At 41.9% G+C, this 24,510-nt stretch carries 21 protein-coding genes, 2 tRNA genes and 1 pseudogene; 18 read left to right on the forward strand and 6 right to left on the reverse strand.

The features are described 5' to 3' along the window. Window positions 1-588: 588 nt before the first annotated feature. From WA1_RS35875 to WA1_RS35900, 7 genes are all read left to right on the forward strand, one after another. The gene (locus tag WA1_RS35875) at window positions 589-1,194 is read left to right on the forward strand and encodes a hypothetical protein (protein ID WP_017745801.1); all 606 of its coding nucleotides are present in this window, start codon (window positions 589-591) and stop codon (window positions 1,192-1,194) included. A gap of 214 nt (window positions 1,195-1,408) precedes the next feature. Then, window positions 1,409-1,480, forward strand: a tRNA-Gly gene (locus WA1_RS35880). An 8-nt stretch (window positions 1,481-1,488) separates the two neighbouring features. Next, window positions 1,489-1,563, forward strand: a tRNA-Ile gene (locus WA1_RS35885). A 494-nt stretch (window positions 1,564-2,057) separates the two neighbouring features. Continuing rightward, window positions 2,058-3,584: a slipin family protein gene (locus WA1_RS35890; RefSeq protein ID WP_017745800.1), complete on the forward strand. Its 1,527-nt coding sequence runs from the start codon at window positions 2,058-2,060 to the stop codon at window positions 3,582-3,584. A gap of 122 nt (window positions 3,585-3,706) precedes the next feature. Beyond that, window positions 3,707-4,270, forward strand: coding sequence for a Uma2 family endonuclease (locus WA1_RS35895; RefSeq protein WP_017745799.1), 564 nt, complete (start codon window positions 3,707-3,709; stop codon window positions 4,268-4,270). A 15-nt stretch (window positions 4,271-4,285) separates the two neighbouring features. Further along, window positions 4,286-4,459 carry a hypothetical protein gene (locus tag WA1_RS55870; protein ID WP_017745798.1) on the forward strand — a complete coding sequence of 58 codons (174 nt, stop codon included), beginning with the start codon at window positions 4,286-4,288 and terminating at the stop codon, window positions 4,457-4,459. Between the two features lie 773 nt (window positions 4,460-5,232). Further along, window positions 5,233-5,829, forward strand: a complete 597-nt coding sequence (locus WA1_RS35900) for a PEP-CTERM sorting domain-containing protein (RefSeq protein ID WP_017745796.1) — start codon at window positions 5,233-5,235, stop codon at window positions 5,827-5,829. 322 nt (window positions 5,830-6,151) lie between these two features. On the opposite strand, the gene WA1_RS35905 is transcribed toward WA1_RS35900, so the two are convergent. Then, complete coding sequence (locus WA1_RS35905; protein ID WP_017745795.1) at window positions 6,152-8,380, reverse strand: EAL domain-containing protein; 2,229 nt, start codon at window positions 8,378-8,380, stop codon at window positions 6,152-6,154. Between the two features lie 91 nt (window positions 8,381-8,471). Here WA1_RS35905 and WA1_RS57505 point away from each other — a divergent pair, with 91 nt between their 5' ends. Beyond that, window positions 8,472-8,639 carry a hypothetical protein gene (locus tag WA1_RS57505; protein ID WP_158516733.1) on the forward strand — a complete coding sequence of 56 codons (168 nt, stop codon included), beginning with the start codon at window positions 8,472-8,474 and terminating at the stop codon, window positions 8,637-8,639. After that, on the forward strand, window positions 8,614-9,429 hold the full coding sequence (locus WA1_RS35910; RefSeq protein ID WP_017745794.1) for a DUF4435 domain-containing protein: 816 nt from the start codon (window positions 8,614-8,616) through the stop codon (window positions 9,427-9,429). The genes WA1_RS57505 and WA1_RS35910 overlap by 26 nt, the downstream gene beginning before the upstream one ends. Before the next feature lie 286 nt (window positions 9,430-9,715). On the opposite strand, the gene WA1_RS35915 is transcribed toward WA1_RS35910, so the two are convergent. After that, window positions 9,716-10,750, reverse strand: coding sequence for a hypothetical protein (locus WA1_RS35915; protein ID WP_017745793.1), 1,035 nt, complete (start codon window positions 10,748-10,750; stop codon window positions 9,716-9,718). A 956-nt stretch (window positions 10,751-11,706) separates the two neighbouring features. Here WA1_RS35915 and WA1_RS35920 point away from each other — a divergent pair. From WA1_RS35920 to WA1_RS35950, 6 genes are all read left to right on the forward strand, one after another. After that, window positions 11,707-12,543 carry an EF-hand domain-containing protein gene (locus WA1_RS35920; protein WP_017745792.1) on the forward strand — a complete coding sequence of 279 codons (837 nt, stop codon included), beginning with the start codon at window positions 11,707-11,709 and terminating at the stop codon, window positions 12,541-12,543. A 798-nt stretch (window positions 12,544-13,341) separates the two neighbouring features. After that, window positions 13,342-16,104: a nitric oxide synthase oxygenase gene (locus WA1_RS35930; protein ID WP_017745790.1), complete on the forward strand. Its 2,763-nt coding sequence runs from the start codon at window positions 13,342-13,344 to the stop codon at window positions 16,102-16,104. Window positions 16,105-16,154: 50 nt separating this feature from the next. Further along, window positions 16,155-17,066 (forward strand): bestrophin family protein, encoded by a 912-nt coding sequence (locus WA1_RS35935; RefSeq protein ID WP_017745789.1) that lies wholly within the window; start codon window positions 16,155-16,157, stop codon window positions 17,064-17,066. A gap of 39 nt (window positions 17,067-17,105) precedes the next feature. Then, window positions 17,106-18,500: an AAA-like domain-containing protein gene (locus tag WA1_RS35940; RefSeq protein ID WP_081403006.1), complete on the forward strand. Its 1,395-nt coding sequence runs from the start codon at window positions 17,106-17,108 to the stop codon at window positions 18,498-18,500. A 126-nt stretch (window positions 18,501-18,626) separates the two neighbouring features. Beyond that, on the forward strand, window positions 18,627-19,208 hold the full coding sequence (locus WA1_RS35945; RefSeq protein ID WP_017745787.1) for a hypothetical protein: 582 nt from the start codon (window positions 18,627-18,629) through the stop codon (window positions 19,206-19,208). Next, window positions 19,201-19,479: a hypothetical protein gene (locus WA1_RS35950; RefSeq protein ID WP_017745786.1), complete on the forward strand. Its 279-nt coding sequence runs from the start codon at window positions 19,201-19,203 to the stop codon at window positions 19,477-19,479. The genes WA1_RS35945 and WA1_RS35950 overlap by 8 nt, the downstream gene beginning before the upstream one ends. A 329-nt stretch (window positions 19,480-19,808) precedes the next feature. Here the strand turns inward: WA1_RS35950 and WA1_RS35960 are convergent, their stop codons facing one another. Further along, a complete protein-coding gene (locus tag WA1_RS35960) occupies window positions 19,809-20,504 on the reverse strand; it encodes a Uma2 family endonuclease (protein WP_017745784.1) in 696 nt (231 codons plus the stop codon). A gap of 9 nt (window positions 20,505-20,513) precedes the next feature. Further along, the gene (locus WA1_RS35965; protein WP_017745783.1) at window positions 20,514-20,756 is read right to left on the reverse strand and encodes a CBS domain-containing protein; all 243 of its coding nucleotides are present in this window, start codon (window positions 20,754-20,756) and stop codon (window positions 20,514-20,516) included. A gap of 281 nt (window positions 20,757-21,037) precedes the next feature. On the opposite strand from WA1_RS35965, the pseudogene WA1_RS61430 reads away from it, so the two are divergent. After that, window positions 21,038-21,187 (forward strand): annotated as a pseudogene (locus WA1_RS61430) (LysR family transcriptional regulator); the annotation flags it as partial. Between the two features lie 177 nt (window positions 21,188-21,364). After that, window positions 21,365-22,273 carry an AAA-like domain-containing protein gene (locus WA1_RS35970; RefSeq protein ID WP_336389851.1) on the forward strand — a complete coding sequence of 303 codons (909 nt, stop codon included), beginning with the start codon at window positions 21,365-21,367 and terminating at the stop codon, window positions 22,271-22,273. Here WA1_RS35970 and WA1_RS35975 read toward each other — a convergent pair. Continuing rightward, complete coding sequence (locus WA1_RS35975; RefSeq protein WP_017745782.1) at window positions 22,270-22,527, reverse strand: hypothetical protein; 258 nt, start codon at window positions 22,525-22,527, stop codon at window positions 22,270-22,272. The two genes, WA1_RS35970 and WA1_RS35975, sit on opposite strands and share 4 nt — an antisense overlap. Before the next feature lie 472 nt (window positions 22,528-22,999). Here WA1_RS35975 and WA1_RS55875 point away from each other — a divergent pair, with 472 nt between their 5' ends. Continuing rightward, window positions 23,000-23,671 (forward strand): AprA-related methyltransferase, encoded by a 672-nt coding sequence (locus WA1_RS55875; protein WP_017745781.1) that lies wholly within the window; start codon window positions 23,000-23,002, stop codon window positions 23,669-23,671. 123 nt (window positions 23,672-23,794) lie between these two features. Here the strand turns inward: WA1_RS55875 and WA1_RS35985 are convergent, their stop codons facing one another. Then, the gene (locus WA1_RS35985; protein ID WP_017745780.1) at window positions 23,795-24,481 is read right to left on the reverse strand and encodes an MHYT domain-containing protein; all 687 of its coding nucleotides are present in this window, start codon (window positions 24,479-24,481) and stop codon (window positions 23,795-23,797) included. Between the last annotated feature and the right edge of the window lie 29 nt (window positions 24,482-24,510).

A 24,510-nucleotide genomic window follows, 5' to 3' on the forward strand; every position in this document is an offset into this window, starting at 1 on the left:
TTTAACAATATGAATAAAAACTAAATAGTTGCTTATGCTTTTTTGATTGGGTACAATACATCCAACAGTTCACGAACAGTACCCTGTAAAGGCTGAATGCAGCTAGATTTGCTACAAAAGGAAATGAACTGAGCAGCATCATTCATAACTCCCTGAAGGAAGTGCTGGTAAAAGTTGACTGGCAAAAACGTTCAGACAGGATCGAGCCAGTAAAGCCAATTAGTTCAAGAGAGGATTAAGATGCTTAAGATGCTTACAGATAATATTTGAAATGTGTTTGTTATTCATCCAATTCCACAAACGTGTTTGACAACAATCGTTAAAAACAATTGTTTTTCCATCAGGGCTAATACTTAACAATTCTAGTGAACTACTACTGAAACAAGCATTTTCTTTTCTTGTGGTACGGGCGTCCTCGCCCGTTCTAGACAAGAGAGCGGGCGAGGACGCCCGTTCTAGACAAGAGAGCGGGCGAGGACGTCCGCCCCCACTCCATGTGGTCTATTAATCTGAAAATTATTGTAAGTAATTCAACTAAAATACGCGATCGCGGTTAAAATCAAATAGTGGAGCCAAAGAATATACAGTATGCCTTACAGTCAATTTGATTCTATAGGAAAAGTGAAATCTGCTTTTGGAATCTCCACGGTTGAGGGAGTTCGTTTTTTTCCTCAAATATCACCTTGTGAACCATCCTCAACTTTAACGGAATTTTTAGAAGAAAGTTTACCCTTAGCTATCGCCACTGGAAGCGAGAAAGCTCGTTCAGAATTAATTATCAGCCCTGTCCTTTTAGAAGTACGTAAGCTTCTTAAGCGTCAAATTAGTTTATTCTCCGGTGAAAATTTTGATGTAGACGCTTCAGTTGGTTTAAATGGTAGATGTGACTTTCTCATTAGTCGTTCACCGGAATTATTAGAGATTGAAGCTCCTACAGTTATTATTGTTGAAGCAAAACAAGCTGATTTAAAGTTAGGAATAGGTCAGTGTGTTGCAGAAATGATAGCCGCTCAAAGGTTTAATGAGTTAAAAGAAAATCCTACTAACACAATTTACGGCAGTATTACAAGTGGTACTCAGTGGCGATTTCTTAAGTTAGAAGGGAAAATTGTCACAATCGATCTCACAGATTATTCTTTGTCACCAGTAGACCAACTTCTCGGTCTTTTGGTCTGGATGGTACAAAATGCATAACTAGTGGTCAAGATCCCCGACTTCTCAAAGAAGTCGGGGATCTTGTAGTCAACTTTTCAGTAATTACCCACTACCACCCGCTCTTTAATGTGCTACAGTTGGTAGTAAGATAGTAATACATCAGCAAAACTATGGTTCGGGTTCTATATACCCGACTGGTGCGCCAACCTTTGGATTGAGCGTATACCGTTCTTGCAATGCGTTACTACTTGCTGTTTGATTAGCTCAGTTGGTTAGAGCAACCGAAGCCATCGGTCGGACGTAGGTTAAAATCCTACATCAAACTCCCCTCTTTGAAAGTTAGCTCACTGGTAGAGCGCTCGACTCATAATCGATTGGTTACAGGTTCGATTCCTGTACTTTCCACCAAAGACAGTCTGGGTCAAAAGACACTACCCTTTTAAGGTAGCCAACTTACTTATATGGTATGGGAGAAATCCCAAGACGGTTCGACTCCGTTGTTGTACAAACTCTGCAATGTAGGTGTTCGCGGCTGCTCGTCACTTTGTGATGCTCAGTCGTCACAGTCAAGGAGCCAGTGCAATTGTCTTCTCCTGAATTTGAGTTTGTCACGAGCGTTTGTTATATCCAGTTTCTCTATCAGAATTCTGGAACTGGCAAATGCAACGGCAAATTTGAGTGCTGTTTTTTCTTGTAAGGGAAATTATAGCATGATGGCGATAAGCTGGGTACAGCTTGCGCTAAGAGCGAACGCTACAACTGGTAATAACCAGAGTAATGCCCTGCCTTCTTAATCAGTGTTTTGGAGACACAATTTGCCCGCAACTGAACTGTAAACACCCATACTTGTAGAGTTTCAATTAATCACTGGTCACTGGTTACTGGTCACTGGTCACTGTATTATGTGGAAAACGTTTTATATCAAACCTAACGAAATCGGAATTTTATATCACCGAAGTGATTTTAAGAAAATTTTGCAGCCCGGTACTTACAGATATATCGGACGCCATTGGCAAGTCAAAACCTATGACCTCAACCAACCAGAAGCCAAGATTGAGAACCTCGAACTTTTGCTGCGAAACCACAGTTCCGAGTTACAACAACATCTCTTAGTCGTGCGAACAGCCTTCAACCAAGCAGCTTTAGTACGCTTGGGCCAAAATTGGGTGAGCATTGCACCCAATCAACTACGGGCTTTTTGGCGCGGTTTTATTGAGGTAGAACCTCATGTCTTCAACTTAGAAGAAAGCTTGGAATTACCAACAGAATTCGTACAGCAAGTACGCGGAATCGCCTTGAATGGACTGAAAAAGTTCCAAATCTCGGAGTTTGAGATTGGTTTGCTTTATGTGCAAAATAACTTTGTCCGACCCCTAGAACCAGGTGAGTATGGTTTTTGGTCGCAAGACAAAGATGTTTCACTGCGGACTCTTAGTCGGATTGTACCTAATCCTAGTTTTCCCCTCGAAGATGTCTTGATTGAAAAACATCCCGACTTTGTTGCGGCTTACTGTGAAATCGTACAATTACTGACTTACCAAGTAGCAATTGTGCGGTATCAAGGGAAAGTTATTTCCATCCTACCACCGTGCAGTCGCAAGCTGTTTTGGCAAGGTGTGGAAGTAGAGGTTATTGACATCAGCACTGAAGCTAAGTTGCCACCTCGCTTAGTTGCTGAGTTAATTTCAGGTTTGCCAGAAACTCTAGCTTTGAGCCGCAATTCTTTGCATATTCGCGAAGTTCCAGCTCAACACCTGGGGTTACTCTACATCAATCAAGAGTATCAAACACAACTCCAACCAGGAATGCATGCATGGTGGCTATTTGGGCGTTCTTTGCAAACGGAAATCTTTGACCTTCGTTACTCAACGATGGAAGTATCCGGTCAAGATATTCTTTCTAAAGATAAAGTGCCTTTGCGTTTGAACTTAACGGCTGGCTACCGCATTCTAGATCCACTGAGAGCCAAAAACGGTTTATCGGATATTACCAGTTACCTGTACAAAGAACTACAGTTTGCTTTGCGTGGTGCTGTTGGGGAAAGAACTCTAGATGCGTTGCTGGAAGATAAAGGTGCAATTGATAGAAGTGTCTCTGAATACATTCGCTCCAAAACAGCAGACTATGGAATTGAAGTAGATTCGGCTGGGGTGAAAGATATTATTCTCCCTGGTGAGATTAAGACGATTTTAAGCAAGGTTGTAGAAGCAGAAAAAACTGCCCAAGCTAACGGAGTCCGTCGTCGTGAAGAAACTGCTGCTACTCGCAGTATGTTGAATACCGCCAAGGTAATGGAGGATAACCCCGTGGCGTTGCGTCTGAAGGAATTGGAAGTTCTCGAACGAATTGCCGAGAAGATTGAGAAAATTCAAGTCAATGGCAGTTTGGATAGCATCTTGACGGATTTGATTCGGATTAATCGGCAGTAAAGCTAAGGGAGTGGATTTTAATTTTGTCATGTTACCTAATTGCGTCTTACTACTGAGGGACTAGTATAGCCAGCCTGCGTTTTGCTAGACTAGGAATATATTTTCGTACCGATTTAGGAGCCATGAGCGCTATAACTCTCCAATGCCCTACCCTGGAGGAGTTTCTGAAGCTCCCAGAATCTAAGCCAGCCAGCGAATACATCAACGGTGAGATTATTCACAAGCCAATGCCGAAGGGGAGACACAGCCGCTTGCAAGGTAAACTCTGTGCAGCCGTCAATCAAGTCGCAGAAGACAAAAGAATTGCTTATGCTTTTCCCGAATTAAGGTGTAGCTTCGGGGAACGCTCAATTGTACCCGATGTGGCTATATTTCTGTGGGGACGCATACCATTTCTGGTCGAGGATGAAGTTCCTGATAACTTTGAACTCCCGCCAGATTGGACGATTGAGATTCTCTCACCAGAACAAAAACCCAACAAAGTGATTGGTAACATTCTGCACTGTCTGAAATATGGTAGTCGCCTCGGATGGTTTATTGATCCTGATGACCTAAGTATCTTAGTATTTCTCTATGAGCAACAACCTTTGCTACTTATGGGAAATGATTTATTGCCTGTGTTACCAGAAATTCAACTAACACTAACCGTCAATCAAGTGTTTGCATGGTTAAAGATGGGTGGCTAGTACTACAACGAGACTTTGACGAAGTCAAAACAAACCTCACCCCAAACCCCTCTCCATTTAGTAGAAGTTTTTGGTTCATCTGATATTGTTGATCGAGTTATGAATGGGGATTTAGAAATAGGTTCACAACAGGCTTTAGCGTTGGGGAAATTATTACATGTTGATTCTAGTTTATTTTTCAATGAGTAGAATTTTCGGATTAATCGCGATCGCCAATAGCACATCCTTCTTTGGCGTTACTAGTACAGCAGGGCGTAAATAAGGCAACCATTAGTAACAGACAAAAAGCTTTTGCGCCTTCTGCTTTCATGTACTAGTGGTTTGCTCATTAATTTTGAAGGGAGCTGCTGCAATACTGCTCGCATAAGACAATTTTGCTCAGTCATAAACTCTGTAAAGACGCGCCATGGCGCGTCTCTACATTTTGACAATTGTGCTAACAAAACTTAACCGAGCAGTATTGGGAGCTGCTGTTCCAACCACCACAACTTAAAGTCATTAGTTTAGAAGAAGTGATCGCTAAATTTAGAGCTTTTTTCCAATGTGTTTTGTTTCGCCAACAGCATCATGCTCAGATCGGACGCTTATTTTTCCCTTGAAAACGTAATTTTGTCTCCTACTTCAGCATATTCTTCATTTAAGTATATTTTTTGCTTTATTACTTAAAATAAATTACGTAATAACACTCAAATTTGATTTACTTTTTTTTAAAAAAAATACTTAAAAATACTGAGGTTAATTTTCAATAAAAAACTTTAAAAAGACCTTTAGACAGACTTCACTATAAGTTTAAATCAAGTGTCAGGTTTTTAAAAGTCTGATAAAAATAATACATTTTTAGAGACGTTCGTTTTCAAGAAAGAGTAATATAAGTGACATAAGAAAGGAAGTCGAAAACAGTTCAACTGCCACTTCCCCACTATCTTGAAAAACTACCCAAATTGCTAGGATAGCCAGCTAATATGAAAAACACAATTTCTATACTATTCGGTTCTGCACTGTTAGCGACTGGAATCGTTTCTGCACTCGTTACCGCACCTGCTCATGCAGCTACCTTAAGTTGCTCCTCCACAGTTGCTAGTAAAGTGTCAGATACCACTGGCTGTGAATACAGCGACACTGCTACTCAAGATTTTCTGAATACCAATCCAATGACTGTGAACGCTGAAAAATTCTTTGGTCTCACTGACTGGGCATTTGGCGGCAAAATTGGTGTAAATGCGGGTTATGCAGGTAATGGAACGGGACAGTCTGGAAATTGGAATATTTCCAGCGTGTTCCAGAATACTTGGAATGATGTCATGCTCGTCTTCAAGAGCGGCAACAATACTACACTTACTGGTTATATGCTTGAAGACGGCGTCACCTCTGGCACCTGGAACAGCCCATTTCTGACTAATAAAAATCCTAAAGATGTTTCTCACATCAGTGTTTACTACAGAAGTGGAAATCAACCCCCTGTAACTCCCGTTCCCGAACCTGCTACCTTGATGGGCTTGGGTCTAGTAGCAAGCGGAATGGTTATTGCTCGCCGTCGCAAATCTAGCCAGTCAGTCTAAAATTGAGGCACCAGGACAAACAGTTTTGGTGCTTCAGTTTCACTAAAGTAGAATATAGAATTTTCCATGACAAGGCTAATAGCTCGGAATCTAAACCACAAAGACACAGAGGACACAAAAGAATGTGACTCTGTGTTTCTTGTATTTTCCTCAACAGCTTGATGTAAATTATATTGCGTTTGTAAATTTAACCGAACTGAGCGCTGTTACCAAAATAGCGGGATAGAAGCAAAGCTGTGTCTGCTGTAATACTGCGGATAGCTGCATCAACTTCGCTACTTGGTAATTAAAAAACAAGTGTTGGCTTCGATGTTTTTGCGTGCTAAAGGAGAGATCTAGCATTAGCATTGTTACAATCCATCTGTACCACACAATTTCTCCCTTGTGCTTTCGCCTGGTAGAGTCCCCGATCAGCAGCAGCAATTAAGGCTGCACTTGATGATTGGCTACGAGGAATTATACTTGCGACGCCAAGACTGAGCGTGATGAATTGACTGACCAGGGAATTCGGATAAGACAGTTGTAATGCACTCACATTGGTTTGAATCTTTCTTGCAACTGCAATGGCCTCTTCAATATCAGTATTCGGCAAAATGACTGCAAACTCTTCTCCACCATACCGAGCAACTAAATCAGCAGGGTGTTTAACTGTCTGAAAGATTGCCTTGGCAATGTGTCTGAGTGCATCATCTCCAGCCAGATGTCCATAGGTATCGTTGTAAAGCTTAAAGCAATCGACATCACACAAAATCAAAGATAGTGAGGCTTGCTCTCGTGCCAACCTTTGCCACTCTGCGTTGAGTATGTCATCAAAGCAGCGTCGATTTGCCACTTGGGTCAGACCATCTGAAGAAGCAAGGCGCTGTAATTCCTGGTTTGCTTGCTGTAGTTGGTGGTAAAGTTCCGATTGCTGAATGGCGATCGCCGCTTGACCTGCGAGTTGGTTAAACAAGTTAATTTCCGATTGCTGCCATTGTCTGGTGTTACTACATTGATGAGCGATTAATAGTCCCCACAAACGCTCTTGCTGCAAGATGGGTACGATCAGATTTGCCCGGATGTGCAAACTCCGGAGGAGGTCAACATGGCAAGGTGATAGTCCCGCAGTTTCAATATCTTCAATTGCTCTAGTATTACCTTGTTGGTAGTAAGCCGCATGGGTAGATTTAAAGCACGTATCCATGACGTGAAATCCAAGAATAGATATGCACTTTTCTGCTAGGGATTCTACAGCAACCAACCCACTCCAGTCTGCCTCAAACTGATAGATCACCACTCGGTCTACCTCAAACAGTTGCCGTACTTCCGAAGCCGTAGTTTGCAGGATATCGTCTAACTCCAATGATTGTCGAATGCGCTGTGTCACAGCAGCTACAATTCGCTCAGACGCACTTTGGTGTTGAACACGCTCCTCTACCTGCTTATAAGATTCCGATGCTACAGTTAAAGCGATTTTATCAAAGTGAGGGGTTGCACTAACAGGCACTTCACTGGGTTTGGCAATCAAATAACCTTGAGCAAACGTTGCTCCTCGTTCTCGCAGCCAGTTCAGTTCTTCAATGCACTCAATCCCTTCCGCGACAGTCCGAATATTTAACTTTTGAGTAATCTCTAGAAGTTTTTCGGTAATTGAAGCTTTGTACAGATCTTGATGCACGTCTCGAATTAACTCCATGTCCAACTTAATAAAGTCTGGTCGTAACTGATGGAGCAAATTCAAGCTAGAATAACCAGAACCGAGGTCATCAAGAGCCACTAAAAAACCTGCATCTCGGTAGTACCTAAGTACTGCTTTGAGGTGGGCTAGATCTTGAGTATTGTCTGACTCGACAACTTCAAAGACAACCCGCTCAGGGGAAATGCCTGCTCGCTCGATTGCTTCTACCGTAGTGCGTAGGCAAGAAACGGGGTCATAAAGCGCCGTTGGCGAACAATTGATGAAGATTTGTCCGCTTACTTGATGGCGGCGGACTTGTGCGATCGCACTCAGGCGAGCAACTCGGTCGAGTTGCGGCAAAAGACCGGATTCTGTTGCTAACTCCAGGATTGGTCCGGGTGGCACTAAATTGCCTTGTTCGTCGAGTCCCCGCAACAAAGATTCATATCCATAAATCTGGGATGTATCGTTAATTAAGACGATCGGTTGGAAGTGACTGGTGAATCGCTCTGTTGCCAGCATATCAACCAGCCAGTCTGACTGGCTAAACTTAATAAAGCGTTGCAGTGAGGCAATGTCACTAAAGTCCTGAAGTTGAGGTTGGATAGCGCCTCGAATGAAAAGGACTTGTGTTTCTCTTAATTCTCTCGGTGCAAGGAGTTGAGCCAGGTTACGAGCAATTTCTTGGGTCTGTCCGGCTCTACAGTCCAAACTCAGACCCGGTCGCTCTTGCATCAGTTCATACTTTAGCTTGAACTGCTGCAGGTATGAGGTGACTTTTTTCAGGGTATGTGGAATGGGGAACCAGAGAAAGAGCCTACCTGCTTCCTTCGTCCGGCAGGGTGCAACATTTTGACAACGACAAGTCTTAAAGATAGGAGATGTTTGATTCATAGATAATCACCGTGCTTAACCCAATTGACTCTAGTATTCCCCTCAACCTTCTTGTAATAAATAAACTGCTCTTTAAGTACATAAAGATTTGATGAGTCTGGGAAACTGGACTTACCAATATATGCCCCATCTCACGCGTTGGACTCGTCCCAGTTTACTCGATATTTATAAAGAATTGATGAAGGCTGGGAAAAATACGGATTTGATGCTTGCAGGTGGAGGAGTCCCGATAGATGCGATCGAGCAACATTTGGATTAGCATTGGGAGAGGCGGTTCCGACAAAACTTTCTACGAGCGCTTTGTTGACAAGGTAGTTTGTCAATTAGTCAGCGTTTCGGGAAAACCCTCCAGTAAGCTGCGTGTTATTGCTGTTTTAGGAATTTTGGAAAAATCAACTTTCCAAGGAATTCTAGCTATCATTGATGCAGACTTTGAACGCCTTGAAACTTTGACATACAGCAGTCCTAATCTGCTTCGCACCGACACTCATGACCTTGAAACTATGCTAATCAACTCACAAGCACTCAACAAAGTAGTCGCTGAGTTTGGATCTGAAGAGAAAATTGCCCAGTTTAGTCGAGACGTAAGATTAGCATTACTTGAAACTGGGATGTCAGTAGGTTATTTGCGTTGGCTTTCTCAGCGTAATGGGATGAACCTGACCTTTGAGGGTATTAGATTCAGCAAATTTATTGATGAGCAAACTCTACAAATTGATGAGCTTAAACTGATTCGAGAAGTGAAAAATAAATCTCAAGCCTTCTCCTTGAAAGATGAAGATCTGCAACAACAGCTAATGAGCCAAAAAAACAATAGTTACGATCCCTGGCAAATCTGCTGTGGTCATGATCTAGTGCAACTTCTGTCACTTGGCTTACGCAAAGCGATTGGCTCTAATAAAGTTGCTGATGTTGAACCTAACAGTCTTGAGCGTAATTTACGGCTTGCCTATGAAGAAGTGTACTTTTGGAAGACACATCTCTACGTACATATTCGCACATGGGAAAGTAAGAATCAGCCATTTAGGGTTTTACGCAATGAGGTTTAACTCTTGTATGAAAACTCCGCATTACCTTGGTAATTGCCAACACAAGGAGTAGTAGACCGTATCTCAGTTCATCTATGATTAGAGCTATAAGCACTGAGGCGAAAAGAAAGACGCAATTTTTGCGATAATTAATCAAGCAGACTTCAGTCACATCTTATATCATGTTCGCCTCATGACTTATAAACTAATTAGTTTGTAGTTGCGCTGTTTAGCCTGCGGCAAGCCTAATGGCGAACGCATACATCGCAACTACAAACGTAGTGTAAGTGTTTATCCGAACGCGATATTACTCACCTTGCTGAAGTTTCACTGCTCCTAGATTAACTGAAGGTACATCGATCCCACCTTCAGTTTTAGTTTCAGATGGAAAACAGGGATTATTTACATTAACTAGCTCTCGTGATGAACACGTCACATCAGGACCGAAAATTGAGTAACCGTAAATTGTCTGTCCTGGACTTACAAGTTGGCTTGTTTTGATAACAACTCCTCCGAGAGTTTGTCCCGCAGGGACTGTCAGAGCAGGATTTTGAGCAGTTCCTGTCCCTCCATTAGCAATATTGTTGAGGAAATAGGTTTGAGGAATGGGTGTGACCAAAGGAACTTTTCCCCAGGTATTTACTGGTACTATGAAGACAGAACCGTAGCCTATCGGTTTACCAGAGGAATTCACTTTCGTAATTGCAGCAATTCCGAAACCATCGTGACCAGCGACTGCACCTCTTTCAAGGACGATAAAAGCAGTATCATTACTGGCTTCTACGGAAGAATGTAAAATAAAGTCTACACGCTCAATGCTTGCGTTTCCATTGTAAGGTGTACCGCCAACATTGGCTCCTGTATTGGTGAAAACGTTATCAAAGCCTGCAAGTATGTTGTTTTCTGAAAAAAGCTGCTCTTGTGAAAGTGGACCTGGAGCCAAAAATGTAAAAGTATTGTTAGAAGAGTTGAATGTACCAAAATACCAAGCTAACTGCCTATCGTCTGCACGCGGTTTGCGGCGAACGTATACATTTGCAGGTATGGCTTCATCTACGGTGGCTTTTCCTCCATTAAAGGAGAAACCTGTAATTGATTGAGTTAATCCCAGGAAATTCAGCTTGTAAGTACTGCCCTCAAACTCACTGTCACCTCTCACATCAGGGACAGAGTTGATAGAACCAGCTGTTGTTTTGACGGTAACAGAGGTAATATCAGTGCCAGTGAGTTGCTCCTGTGCCACGGATCGACTAGAAAATAAGCTCGATAGTAAGACGGGAAACAAGCCAAAAAATAACAAAATCTTACTGCTCTTAAGAATGCGATCGCCTGAATAATTCATAACTCTGCTTTACCTAAAAACCCAAAACTTTTGTCAATTATTTTGCCAATTCAGCAACTCAGTTTTTTCAAACCGCTGAATCCATCATTTGTATGCGAACGCGTGCAAAGATGTTACGTCGAACGTCTCTACAAAGAGTTTTGAATTTGCGATTTGCAAAACCCGAACACTACAGATTTTACTATGACTAGGCAAGTGTTTATTGCAACTAAGTAAAAAAGTAAGTGACCAGACATGATTAAGAATAAGGCACGTAGATTAAGCTTTAAACCATTTATTTATAAATTTTTGATAAATTTTTCCGACTTTACTCCTTAAAATCAAGGTTTTTAAACCTACTTTCTAGCTATGAAGTAGTAAAAGAAAAAAATAAGTATGATAAGTCATTTATTTGTAAATTTTTATTTTTAAATAAGTAAGACACGATATCCATCCGTGACAACTTATGATATTGGACTCCAAAACCAGTTACGTAAGGATTCAGGATCGTTACCATAACAAAACTCATCGAAATGCTGCAAAACTTCTTTTTTTGTAAGCAAACCATCCCCATTGAGGTCAAGCTATGAACCACCCCACCGCATGGGGAATTCCGCGAATATGTTAAAAATGTTTCGCCAGCCTCGCTTTCACTGCAATTCCAACAGGTAGCGAATTGTTTATACTGTTTTACTGTAATTTCCCCATCCCTATCAGCTATATTTTCTCTGAAAAACCTATTCAAAAAAAATATTTGCTGCTATGCTAATTATGTAAAAATATACCACATCCCACTTTTCGGATGCTGTTACATTTAATAATCTGGAATCTAGACATTGATTTTTACTAATAAAAATAAAGTTCAAAATTCTCAAAATTAAGAATAAAAATCATTTTTTTTGCGACTCATGTGTAGCCACCTAAATGTGAAACGACATAACTAGAAAAATAAGTAAACCTAACTTTGATGTAAATTTATGCTAGCAGATAAAACACTTGTTTCTACATCCGCATCAACCTTTATCGTTTTTGCGTCCGATGCTCACTATGCACCTGCTATGCAGCTGATGAGTTTGTTGACAGATGCTCCTTCTTCAAAAATACGTGCATTAAAACGTTTTGGTATTGTGGCATCAGCCAATTCAGCCATTGAATGGTTGAATATTAACACTGTTTCTCTAGATGTCATTCAAGAATATTTTCGTGGTGCTGAAACGGCATTTGTATTTATCATGCCCACGGATTTATCTGATGTTAATCAATTGACGCGATCGCTCTTGGAAATCGCCACTGAAGCCGGAGTGCGCCGTTTTGCTTGGGTTGCACCAGCCTGCGGTGCGGGAACAGAACTAGGATCTCGCCTAACTGAAGCAGCAAATCTTGTGCGTTCCTCAGGATTAGAAACATTAGTGCTGACTCATGCACCCTTACTGTCCGATTTACTGGAGCACAAGAAGGAATTGAAGTTCCGTCGCACCCTATCTCTACCCCTAGGCAACAGCAGTTTACCTTGGTTAGCACCAGATGTAATTGCCAACGGACTGTATAAGTGGGTGTTGGGTGAACTGAACAATCAGCCGCCAGAACTGCTGACAGGCTCAACCCAACTCATCGGACAAGATATTGCCAGAGGACTATCAGATGTGCTGACACAAACAATGAATCCGCGTCAGTTTGCTCAACTGCGATTTCAGGCGATCGACCTAGATCGAAGCGGACATATTGATGCAGCAGAACTGTTTCCCTATCTACTGGATTTAGCTAAAACCAAAAGAAGCCTCTCACTCAGTCCGCAAGGACGAGTGATGAGATGAATTTTGGGGCAATCAGCTTGCGTCCTCCGACCTATGTTCATCGTAGATGGACGCGGGAGTGAGGACAGCAAGCTGATTGCCAAGTTCTGTGTTGGGGAGACGGTCAATCCAGTCCTCAACCATGGAAGTGATTGTTTTATCCGAAGGAAGAAGTTTGAAGGAAGGACCGAAGTTGGAATTTCTATGCCGTTCGCGAAGCGTGCCGTATTCGGCATAGACGGCACGCTTCGCGAACAAACTTCTTTCTATAGGGGTTTAAAACCCCATCCCCTTAGGGTTGCCCGTTTTGAGTTGGGGTCAGAATCCACATATAAAAACAAAACAACTTCGGTCTTTCTTCTTTCTTCTTCCTTCGTTCAACCTTGCTTGCCGCATATAACCGTAGCTTATTTAATCTCCCTTGTTGATATTCTTAAATTCAATCTTGATTCTTTCATAACGGGTAGCCAGTGTCTTTACCGCCATGCTAACATAAAAGAGTGATGGTAAAGCTTAAATTGCTAACCACATACTGCACCTTGAAAACTGAAGATAGGGGGTTTCGCCGGGAAGTGTTGTTTTAAATATGCTAACGACTGCCTTCGGCGTGTAAAATCTTCAAGGAATGTAGGTAATCTTGTTTGCTTGTCATTCAAGGGTCGGGCAGGATACGCACCTGACCTTAAACAGCCGTACCGGGAAACAGTTGGAGTACCGGGAAGGAAGTTCTAGAAAGATAAAATCTGCTAGAAGCCTACACTCACAGCTTGCTGGAGTGTAGGAGTATCACGATACAGCCATGACGATGCCCAAATAATTTTGCAACAAGCAGATAGAGACGGCAGTGGAACAATCGATTTTGAAGAATTCATCCACGGTTTAGAAGAGCATCTCAACAAAATCTTGGCAGACGTGCCAAGGGAGGTGCGTTACTTCGATGTACCTGCATCTGCTGCATTGCATGACTGGATGATGGGCGGCATGAATGATAAAGCAGCCCAGTCCCGCTTAGAGTGGCTCACAACATTGACTCAGTATGGCTTACCAGCACAAGGACAAGCTGTCACCCAATGGCTGAATTTGCCCAATCTGTCTCTTACAGATTGGGCTAGCCAACATATTTTAGAATTGATCAACGTCTACATTCTGCCGGGAAGAGGTATTCTAACTGTCAGTGAAGGATTATTAGAAGGAAGACCTGCACTCGTTACTCGTCTGCTGCAAGCCAATAACCAGATGCTAATTGGTCAGCGCACTCTTGATGGCGAACTTTTGGAGTGGCGAAGGGCAGATGAGGCGATCGCCAATGTAGAGGAGGTTCGTTATACAGCAGAAAATGGGGGCGAACGAGTTCTTAAATTGCGAGACAGCAAGCTCTTGAGCCTGTCGGTCAAAGGACGTTGGGCGGGGCGACGGTTGGCAATTCAACTGTTCTTTCAAGATGAACCTTTGCCACGTTGGCAGGTTGCTTTATTCCGGGAACTAGGAGAACTGCAAATAGAAGAAGCGATCGCGCTGGGTTCGGATAGTGATATCGTTTGCAACTGTACAAAAACGACCTGTGGCAAAGTGCGAGAATTGCTGGATACAGGTCTGGATACGCTAGAAGGAATTGTTGAACAAACCCAAGTGACAATGGTCTGTGGCAGTTGCCAACCGCTAGTTGAAGAAATACTGGGTTCGGCAAATTTGGCAGTTGCCGAACTTATTGCCAAGCATGACTTAGGACGACATATGGTGTGCTTCCAGTTTCGTCCAGTGTACGAAGAAATCGTTGCCTCTAAACCGGGACAACATATTTTGATTCAAGGACGGGTCGATGGTAACTGGGTGACTCGCGCTTACACCTTGAGTTCACCTGCCGATCAAACAGAGTACTACGAAATCACAGTTAAACGCGAGGAGTTAGGATTATTTTCCCGGTGGTTGTGCGATCGCGCCGATGCCGAAGCCCTGATCCGCATTTCCCAACCACGCGGCGAGTTTGTTTTAGAAGATGAACAACCCGTCGTGTTCTTTGCTGGGGGGATTGGCGTTACTCCCGCGATCGCTATGATGCGAACCCTTGCCTGTTGTAGCGATTCCCGTCCGTTTCACCTCGATTGGTCGGCTCCCCATGGGGAAGATTTCGTGTTTAAATCAGAATTGGAGCAACTCACGGCGGCTCACCCGAATTTGACCTTCACCTTACGAGCAACGCGATCGGGGGACAGACTGAATGCAGAAGCAGTCCAACGTCTGTATCCTTATGCCAATAACACAGTTGCCTTCATGTGCGGTCCTCAACCTTTCATGGATGCAATGCGCGACTATTTGCAGCAAGCAGGCTGGCTGGATACCGCCATTCGTCAAGAGTTATTTTCCTCGAAGTTGGATGAAGAGGGTAACGTTAAAGCTCCTGTTCGGCAGGTCATTCAACTAGCAGGAGGAATTACGCCGATTGAGCAATACAGCATATATGTTGAGCCGATCGCTTCGGTCATGCAGGAAGCAGAAGTCTTTCTTAAACAATGTTACTTGGAACAAGGACTAGCAGAAGTATTTATACCGCGCTGGCAATTCGTGAAAGCTGCCATTGAGCAAACAGGAACTTACGAACATACCTATGATGAACTTGCTTATGGAACAAAGCTAGCTTGGCGCAATAGTAACCGTTGCTTGGGACGAAATTTTTGGCAAAGTTTGCAAGTGCGCGATCTGCGACATCTACAAACCGAGTCAGAGATTTTCCAAACTCTGGTGGAACACATTCAGTTTGCCACTAATAATGGCAACTTGCGATCAACCATTAGCATTCTCAGTCCTTACTTGAAGATTCGGGTATGGAACAACTTGATGTTGCGCTATGCAGGTTATCGGCAACCAGATGGTACAATTTTAGGCGATCCGGCAAATGTGGAATTGACTGAGCAAGCACTGAAACTTGGTTGGTCTAAAGAATCTCGAACCTGCTTTGATGCGCTACCGTTAATTATTCAAATTGGAGAACGAGAGCCAAAATGGTTTGAAATTCCGCCAGAAATCATTATGGAAGTGCCTCTTTCCCATCCCCGCTACGACTGGTTTGAGGAATTAGGATTGAAATGGTTTGCCTTGCCTGCGGTTACTAACATGATGTTAGATATGGGTGGCATTCAATACCCCACACCGTTTAACGGCTTCTATATGGGTGCAGAAATTGGGGCAAGAAACTTCAGCGATCGCGAGCGCTACAATATGCTACCGATTATTGCCGAGAAAATGAGCTTAGATTGCAGCGAAACGATGACACTTTGGCAAGATTTAGCATTAGTAGAACTGAATGTGGCTGTGCTACACTCATACAAAAAACATGGAGTCCGGATATTAGATCACCATGCATTGACTGCTTCCTTTATGCAATTTGTGGATGATGAACAAAAGTGTGGTCGTCACGTTTATGGCGATCGCATTTGGCTAATTCCACCCATATCAGCTTCAACAACTCCGGTATACACCCTAGAGTTTGAAAACCGTCTCCTAAAACCCAATTATTTCTATCAACGCGATCCGTGGCAAACAGAATCTACAACTGCTAAGTGTCCATTTCACCATCAGGCTTAAGCACAAAAGACAAACAAAGAAAAGAGTATTTCAGGTACAAATGTAACGCTATGAGCTATGAAAAAAATTGGTTTCAATTAGTTCTGAGTTTGCGGGGTTCCGTTATTGCAAATATTAAATATCAGGTAGCAGTGAGTATGTTCATTGCTCTGATCGTTACAGCCATCTACGAAAAAGGATACACCGGACTCAGCCAACCTACTCTAGCTGGATTGATTCCAGGTATTGTGTTAGGCTTACTGCTGGTTTTCCGCACTAACACCGCCTATGAACGCTTTTGGGAAGGTTGGCAGATTGCTGGGATGACAATATTTACAGGTCGCAATCTTTCCCGGCAAATGTGGATGAATATCATCGTTAAAAATTCTGAAAAGAAAGAGGAGAAAGCAGCTTATCTGCGATTAATTGCCGCATTTTTTGTGGCTATGACACAACATTTGCGGCGAAAAGGAGTAGACGAACGCCTCAAATCTCTCTTAGTTCCAGAACATTATTTGAAATTGGAAAATGTAAGCAATATGCCACTCAAAATCACGCAATGGCTTGGAGCTTATTTAACTAAACAATATACCTATCAACACATAGATAGCTTTCAATTTGCTGCTCTCAACCGCTTACTTGACCAATTAGTTGAGTGTTTATCGCGCTGCGAACGTATTCTAAATGCACCAATGCCCAGAGCTTATTCAATGCATTTACGGCATTTATTGATTTTGTATTGTTTCGCCCTGCCTTTTCAAATGGTCAAAGATTTGCATTGGTGGACAGTTCTAGTTGCTGGTGTTGTTGCTTTTGCATTGTTTGGCATTGAAGCCATTGGTTTAGAAATTGAGAATCCGTTTGGTTACGATGCAAATGATATTCCTTTAGACACTCTTTGTCGCAAACTGCACAGCGATATTGAGGAGTTAATTGCTTCTCATGAAGATGAGATAGTTAATTTAGAGTCCAATGCCTTATGATTATAACATCTATAACTTTTAAGCATATCAAATCTATTTATGGAATTACGACATCTCAAATATTTTGTGACTGTTGCAGAAGAACTGAGTTTTAGTCGTGCTGCTGTCCGACTGTTTATTTCCCAACCTGCGTTAAGCCGTCAAATCAAAGACCTTGAAGATGAACTGGGCATTTTACTGTTTCTGAGAAAATCTCATGGATTGATACTTACAGCAGCAGGGAAATTTTTTCTCGAACAAGCAAAAGATATTTTGAATCGCAGTCATGTTGCTGTGCAAAGCATCAAGAATAATTCTACTAATATAGATGAGTTTTTGGTTGTTAACTGCACCCCAACTATCCTCCAGACTTTTCAGGATAATCCTCAGACAATTGAAACAACACCAGCAATGCCGTCGGCGGGCTTTCCTAGGTCACGCTACGTTGTTCTAGAATCTCCAGAAGGAGCGGTTCCCCTTGCTTCCTGTCTGTACATTGAGCGCTCGAACATCGAACAAACCTGTTATCAAGAAATTCTTCAACCCCGTGCGTTCATTCGCATCTTTGCACCTCGAAACATGGGAAAAACTTCCCTGATTGCACGAATTCTGGATTATGGGATACGTCAGAATTACCACACAGTGCGACTCAGCTTACATCACGCCGGAACACAGGTGTTTGCTTCGAGCGATCGCTTCTTACGCTGGTTTTGTAAAAATGTCACTCAACAGTTGGGTTTGGAATCTAGATTAAATGACTACTGGGACGAGGAAATGGGAGCTTTGATTAACAGCACGATTTATTTTCAGGGCTATCTCCTTAAGGAAGTCTCTAACCCTATCGTTCTAGCACTAGATGGCATCGACCAATTATTTGAGTACCCAGAAGTTGCTAGTGATTTTTTTGTCCTTTTGCGTTCCTGGTATGAGGAAACAAAAGACATTTCAGTTTGGCAGAAGTTACGAATTGTTATCGCTCATGCCGTTGAAGTTTACATTCCCTTACCCACCCATCGCTCTCCATTTAATGTGGGATTGGCGATCGAATTGCCAACCTTTAGCCCAGAACAGGTGCAGGATTTAGCCGAACGTCACGGACTTCAACTCACGACGCCTGAACTTGAGCAGTTAATAAAGCTGACTGGGGGCTTCCCGTATTTAATTCAACTAGCATTGTATCAAAGTACACGTTTAGAGATGCCTCTGCAAACGTTACTGCAAGATGCTACGACCAATACTGGAATCTATCAACAACATCTTCAGTATCAGTTGTGGAAGCTTCAACAATATCCTCAATTAGCCGACGCCTTTCAACAGGTTTTAAAGGCTCCAATCCAGTTAGAAATTGAGGTGGCATTTAAGTTAAAAAGTTTAGGATTGGTGCATATAATTGAGAATCAAGCAACTGTTAGCTGCGATCTCTATCGAGAGTACTTCCGCAATTATTTTTCTTAACTGCCATACAGGCTTAACTTGTTACCAATAGTATTATCCTAGCTAACATAACTTATTTACAAAATCATCAGCTAGTGTAAGTACGTAAACTATGTGATAATAAATATAAAATATTCATGCATTTTTATGGCAATTAATGAATTTAGATACGTAATTGGTGTGCAAGAAGAGATTCTATTAGGTTTACGACTTTGGCAGACAAAAATTACAGAATACATCAATCTTTACTATCAAGGGGATATAGAAAATGTTAAGAATACTATTTTCTATGGTTGTGTATCAAAAACGAGAGAACTTTATAGCTATTTATTGAGTAGACCAGAAGATTATAGGAGTGCAATAGACGACCAAGGTTTATTAGCATGTGCTTGCATTATTCAACCAACAGATATTTATCTTGATAATGGAGAAGTGTTACAAGGATTAGAAATCGAACATTTGACTAACTCGCCTTGGAATACGCTCTTATACCCACAACTAGAAACAAGAAAAGGTTCAGCTACATCATTGGTTGAGGAATTAGTTAAAGAGAGTCAAGCTTTGGGTTTTAGTGGTATCCTAAAAGCAGTAACAATACCAAGCGTTCGTGAATTCTATAAAAAGATAGGATTTATCGAAGATAATGGTACAGGTTGGATGACACTTACCTTAGATGCAGCAGAAAGATTTTTAAATCGACAACAGAGAAGGAGAAATAACCGTGAATAACTACAATAAAACAGAAAGTATAGAAGATATAATCAAATGGCAAGAGGAACTGTACGAACTTGAAAAATATGCAGTTTCAGGAAGGGGAATGAGTCAAGAGAGGATGGATAAAAATGTTAAAGAATTACTCGACCCTAACTTTAATCATATTTTGTTAGAGGAAGCAAAAGTACATAAGCAAAAGCTGTTAAAAAACCTTGAATGGACTGAAAAAAGAATACAGTATCTCACCAACCAAATTGAAGAAGAAGCAAACAATAAAACTGAATAGAATCTTAGAGAAATAAATTACAAATAAAATAATAAATACTGAGATAAGAATTTGCTAGTAGGAAAAATAAACACACTAAAGTTAGGGGAAAATCAAGTAAACTTACCCAAATTACAAGCCGATAACTATAATTTAAATCAGCCCAAAATCAAAGGAGCTAGGACAATCCCTCAAAAGCTATTATGGAGCTTTCTTTTAAATAACAGTAAAGCTTTGGCGTTTGGCTTCGGTTTTGAATCACTTTACCGGGGTTCTAGTTTCCGATTATCTTTACATAGTTTGGTTTTTTTCGCGCCGACTTACTTATTGGTTCAATTGTTGCTCGAAAACTAAATATTATCAGGGTCAATATTCAACTCGCGTAATTTGGCAGCCAGTTTTTCAGCCCGTTGTGCTTCGGCTTGAGCTTGCTGTTCAGCTATTTTGACCTGTTCTTGGGGTGTTGGATATCGCTGTTGGTGTTCGTTGTACCAATACAGCCACTCGCGAGTAATTCCGCCATAACTTCCCCGTTCACAGCCAATTCCCAACACTATTTCTGGCATCCAAACTGGGTTTCCCTGCTGTAATACGTACTCACCGTTTACTAGTTTATGTACTTCTAAGCGAGGTTTGCGACGGCGTCGCGATGAGTAAATTACATAGTAGAGTACGCCTAGTGTTGCATACTCATCTTTTTTGGCACTGTATTCTTTACGATAAGTTTGGGATACCACTTCTAAAGCTAAAATTGGGACTACATTTTCATCCCAAAGTGCATAACTTGGACGTAACTCTTCATCATAAAATCTTTCGACACCCAAACTCAGAAATCCATCTGGTACTATTGGCGGTTCATCTGGGTGACTATAAATCCCCATATCAATGCCGAAAAACCAGTCCATCCGCTCTGACCAAAGCATCAGCAGGGTGGCTTTTAACAGTCCTGGTAATAATTCTTGCAGTTCGTTATCCACAGGTGTTTCGTCCGAGTCGGGCAGTTCTTCTGCCGAAGGTAGATATCGCGGCAATTTGTACTCTAGCATGGCTGCGGATCAAGTTTGGTTTGGGGTTCTCAAATTATTTTCAATACTAGCAAGAACATCAGACGCTTCAACAACACCTTGGAATTTCTCTTCGTCATCAACCACAGCAACCGTCCTTTCTTGTTGGTAGAGGTGAAAAATATTTTCTAGGCTGGTATTAGCATTGGCTTTAGGAAAGTTTTGCAGCATCACACAAGTCAGGTCTTCACTTCCTTGTCGGATTGCGTCAGAAAGCAATTTTTTCGTAACCATGCCAACGAGTTTACCATCCCCATGAATAAATTTCTTCTAGCAGTAAATCCCGCAGTTCGTTAGCGATCTCATCAGGCGGATTACCTGCAAGCGCCCGTCCAATCAACTTTTCAGCCTCTCGTAATTCTGAACATTCTACAGCAAGGGTTGCGGCACTGCGATGGAGAACCGATCTATATAGTACGTATATAGTTAATTTAAAGTCTTATGCCTTATAATTCTTTTAATTATAACTTTTAAGCATATCAAATCTATTTATGGAATTATGACATCTCAAATATTTTGTGACTGTTGCAGAAGAACTGAGTTTTAGTCGTGCTGCTGTCCGACTGTTTATTTCCCAACCTGCGTTAAGCCGTCAAATCAAAGACCTTGAAGATGAACTGGGCATTTTACTGTTTCTGAGAAAATCTCATGGATTGATACTTACAGCAGCAGGGAAATTTTTTCTCGAACAAGCAAAAGATATTTTGAATCGCAGTCATGTTGCTGTGCAAAGCATCAAGAATAATTCTACTAATATAGATGAGTTTTTGGTTGTTAACTGCACCCCAACTATCCTCCAAACTTTTCAGGATAATCCTCAGACAATTGAAACAACACCAGCAATGCCGTCGGCGGGCTTTCCTAGGTCACGCTACGTTGTTCTAGAATCTCCAGAAGGAGCGGTTCCCCTTGCTTCCTGTCTGTACATTGAGCGCTCGAACATCGAACAAACCTGTTATCAAGAAATTCTTCAACCCCGTGCGTTCATTCGCATCTTTGCACCTCGAAACATGGGAAAAACTTCCCTGATTGCACGAATTCTGGATTATGGGATACGTCAGAATTACCACACAGTGCGACTCAGCTTACATCACGCCGGAACACAGGTGTTTGCTTCGAGCGATCGCTTCTTACGCTGGTTTTGTAAAAATGTCACTCAACAGTTGGGTTTGGAATCTAGATTAAATGACTACTGGGACGAGGAAATGGGAGCTTTGATTAACAGCACGATTTATTTTCAGGGCTATCTCCTTAAGGAAGTCTCTAACCCTATCGTTCTAGCACTAGATGGCATCGACCAATTATTTGAGTACCCAGAAGTTGCTAGTGATTTTTTTGTCCTTTTGCGTTCCTGGTATGAGGAAACAAAAGACATTTCAGTTTGGCAGAAGTTACGAATTGTTATCGCTCATGCCGTTGAAGTTTACATTCCCTTACCCACCCATCGCTCTCCATTTAATGTGGGATTGGCGATCAAATTGCCAACCTTTAGCCCAGAACAGGTGCAGGATTTAGCCGAACGTCACGGACTTCAACTCACGACGCCTGAACTTGAGCAGTTAATAAAGCTGACTGGGGGCTTCCCGTATTTAATTCAACTAGCATTGTATCAAAGTACACGTTTAGAGATGCCTCTGCAAACGTTACTGCAAGATGCTACGACCAATACTGGAATCTATCAACAACATCTTCAGTATCAGTTGTGGAAGCAGGGTGTTTCATCAGAAATTCCAAATCTTCCTGAGAGTTAATCACCTTTATCCAGTGGTTTGCCGTATCCCCACTGGAATTTGGCGTTTTCTGTTAACAATGATGAGTCTGGTAAAGGATCTGGTGAGTGGCGATCGGTAAGAAATTGACCGATAAGAACATGCACAGATTCAAAATCAGAATTACCTTCGCTTAAATAACCAGAACGCAACCGCCAATTCTTAGGGATTACTGGTTGATAGACAGTTCTATTGGTTGTATTTGTAATTAAATTTTTTTCTGTTGTTACAGTCATCTATAGCTAATTATATTTTGTGAGAGCAAATTTAATTTTTGAGAGTAAAATCTCTAGAAATCCAGTGTAATAGGACACCTCCGTAAAGTCTAATGCTTTATCAGCATAACAGCTATAACTTTTAGGCATAGTGACTAGAACTTCAGTAATTACTCCCTTCCCCACCATGAAGATTATTTAAATACGTAGGTAGGACTATACCGCACATTTGCGCTTTGTAGAGCATAGCCCACCTACAAAAATCGCTCATTTTAGAGTGTAAAGGGAGTACATCTCCATAAAGGTCTTACATAAAAACGTATAAAATATAACTAAAAGCGATTTGCTTAGAAAATGTGTAAAAGCACAAATTCGTTAGATAAGTAGGATAAGCAAGATAAGTAGGATAAGTTTAATATTTATCATCTTGTTTAGTAACTAAGAAAATCTTTAATAGACAAAAGATAACAAGGCTTAACTCATACATAATTCTTTGAAAAAATATTCCTTAGAACTGCAAGCTAGCTTGCACCAACAAATTCCAACCAGCCTTGTGGATTTATATCAATTGCCTTTGGAAGAGTTTTTACAACAAGAGCAGGCGGCGGAGTGGTTGCAGAAGTGGTGGGAGCGCTCGCAAAGACGGTGGCATATAGATGATCCGGTAATAGCAAATTTTTGTGATGGTGTGTTGTTGGTACCTATGTTAATAACACTCCAACAGCATCAGAAGCAAACAGACAAGATGACTGACTGGTTCAGCAAATGGAATCTACCAGTCCAAAAGGTGTTGCAAGAGATACTTTTGTGCCTGGGTTGGGTTCGCATGAATTCAGGAACGCTAATATTGACAGAAACTGGTGGTTTTTTGGTGGAAAGAGCTTTAATGATGGGAGTCACTGCTTCCTATGGACCAATGTTGGCGAGAATGGAACAGTTATTGTTTGGCGATGCAGGTGCAGTGCTGTTGCACGATAAAGACGGACACGAGAGTCATTTGGAGCGAACTTTGAATGTTGTCGCCAGTACTTTTCAACACAAGCGCTACTTTAGCGATCTTGATGAAATAATCGTATCGATTTTCAATCGCCACCCCATAGAAAAACAGCCTAAATACATAGTTAATATAGGTTGTGGAGATTTGAATTTGACGGGCTACGTCTAACTCTGCTCCCATTCGCAGGTTTTCTTCCTTTAGTCTTGCATTGAGCATGATAATTTCTTCATTGGCTGTTGCGAGTTCAGCGGTGCGATCGAAAACTTTGGTCTCAGAAGACGTTATGAGTGATCAGCTTAAAATAGAAAATGCTCCAACACTGGTCAATGATGCCAACCAACTGGTATCGGTTGGAGGAATCTCCTGAGACAATGATGTCAATGGACTAAAACAAACTGCTGCCATGCCGACGTAGTGCATTATCGGTACAGCGCAACCCATTAATGCTGAAGCACCAATTTTCTGCCACCAGATAACAGGTTTTTGTTGACGCAGGTAACGGATTAGCCATAGGGCAACCAGTGATACAGCGATCGCAATCCCGGCAGAAAGGGTGACAAGGCGCAAATCGTAATGAGCGATCGCGGGTAGTCTCATGGCTGCCATGCCTGTATAGTGCATTGTGGTAATACCTGCCCCCATCAGCAGACTTGCACCTAACAGGCTGAGAATCTGTATTGTTTTGCGGCTAGTAATCCATAGGGCTAGCCCTGATGCCAAAATCGCAGGCAAAACAGATACGAAAACAATCGTTTCCTCATAACGAATTGGCACAGTTACATGAAACGCCAACATCCCAATAAAATGCATAGACCAGATGCCAATTCCCATGGAACTTGCACCACCAATTAACCAACCAATCCAGGTGTGTCCAATAGCCGTTGTGATGCGTTCTGTGAGATCCAAAGCAGTGTAGGCACAGAGAATAGCAATGATAACGGAGAGAATGACTAAGTTTAGATCGTAGGAAACAGGCATAGCTTAACTAAATTGTCTTGAATCTCATT

The sequence above is a fragment of the Scytonema hofmannii PCC 7110 genome, from assembly GCF_000346485.2.
GTDB lineage: Bacteria > Cyanobacteriota > Cyanobacteriia > Cyanobacteriales > Nostocaceae > Scytonema > Scytonema hofmannii.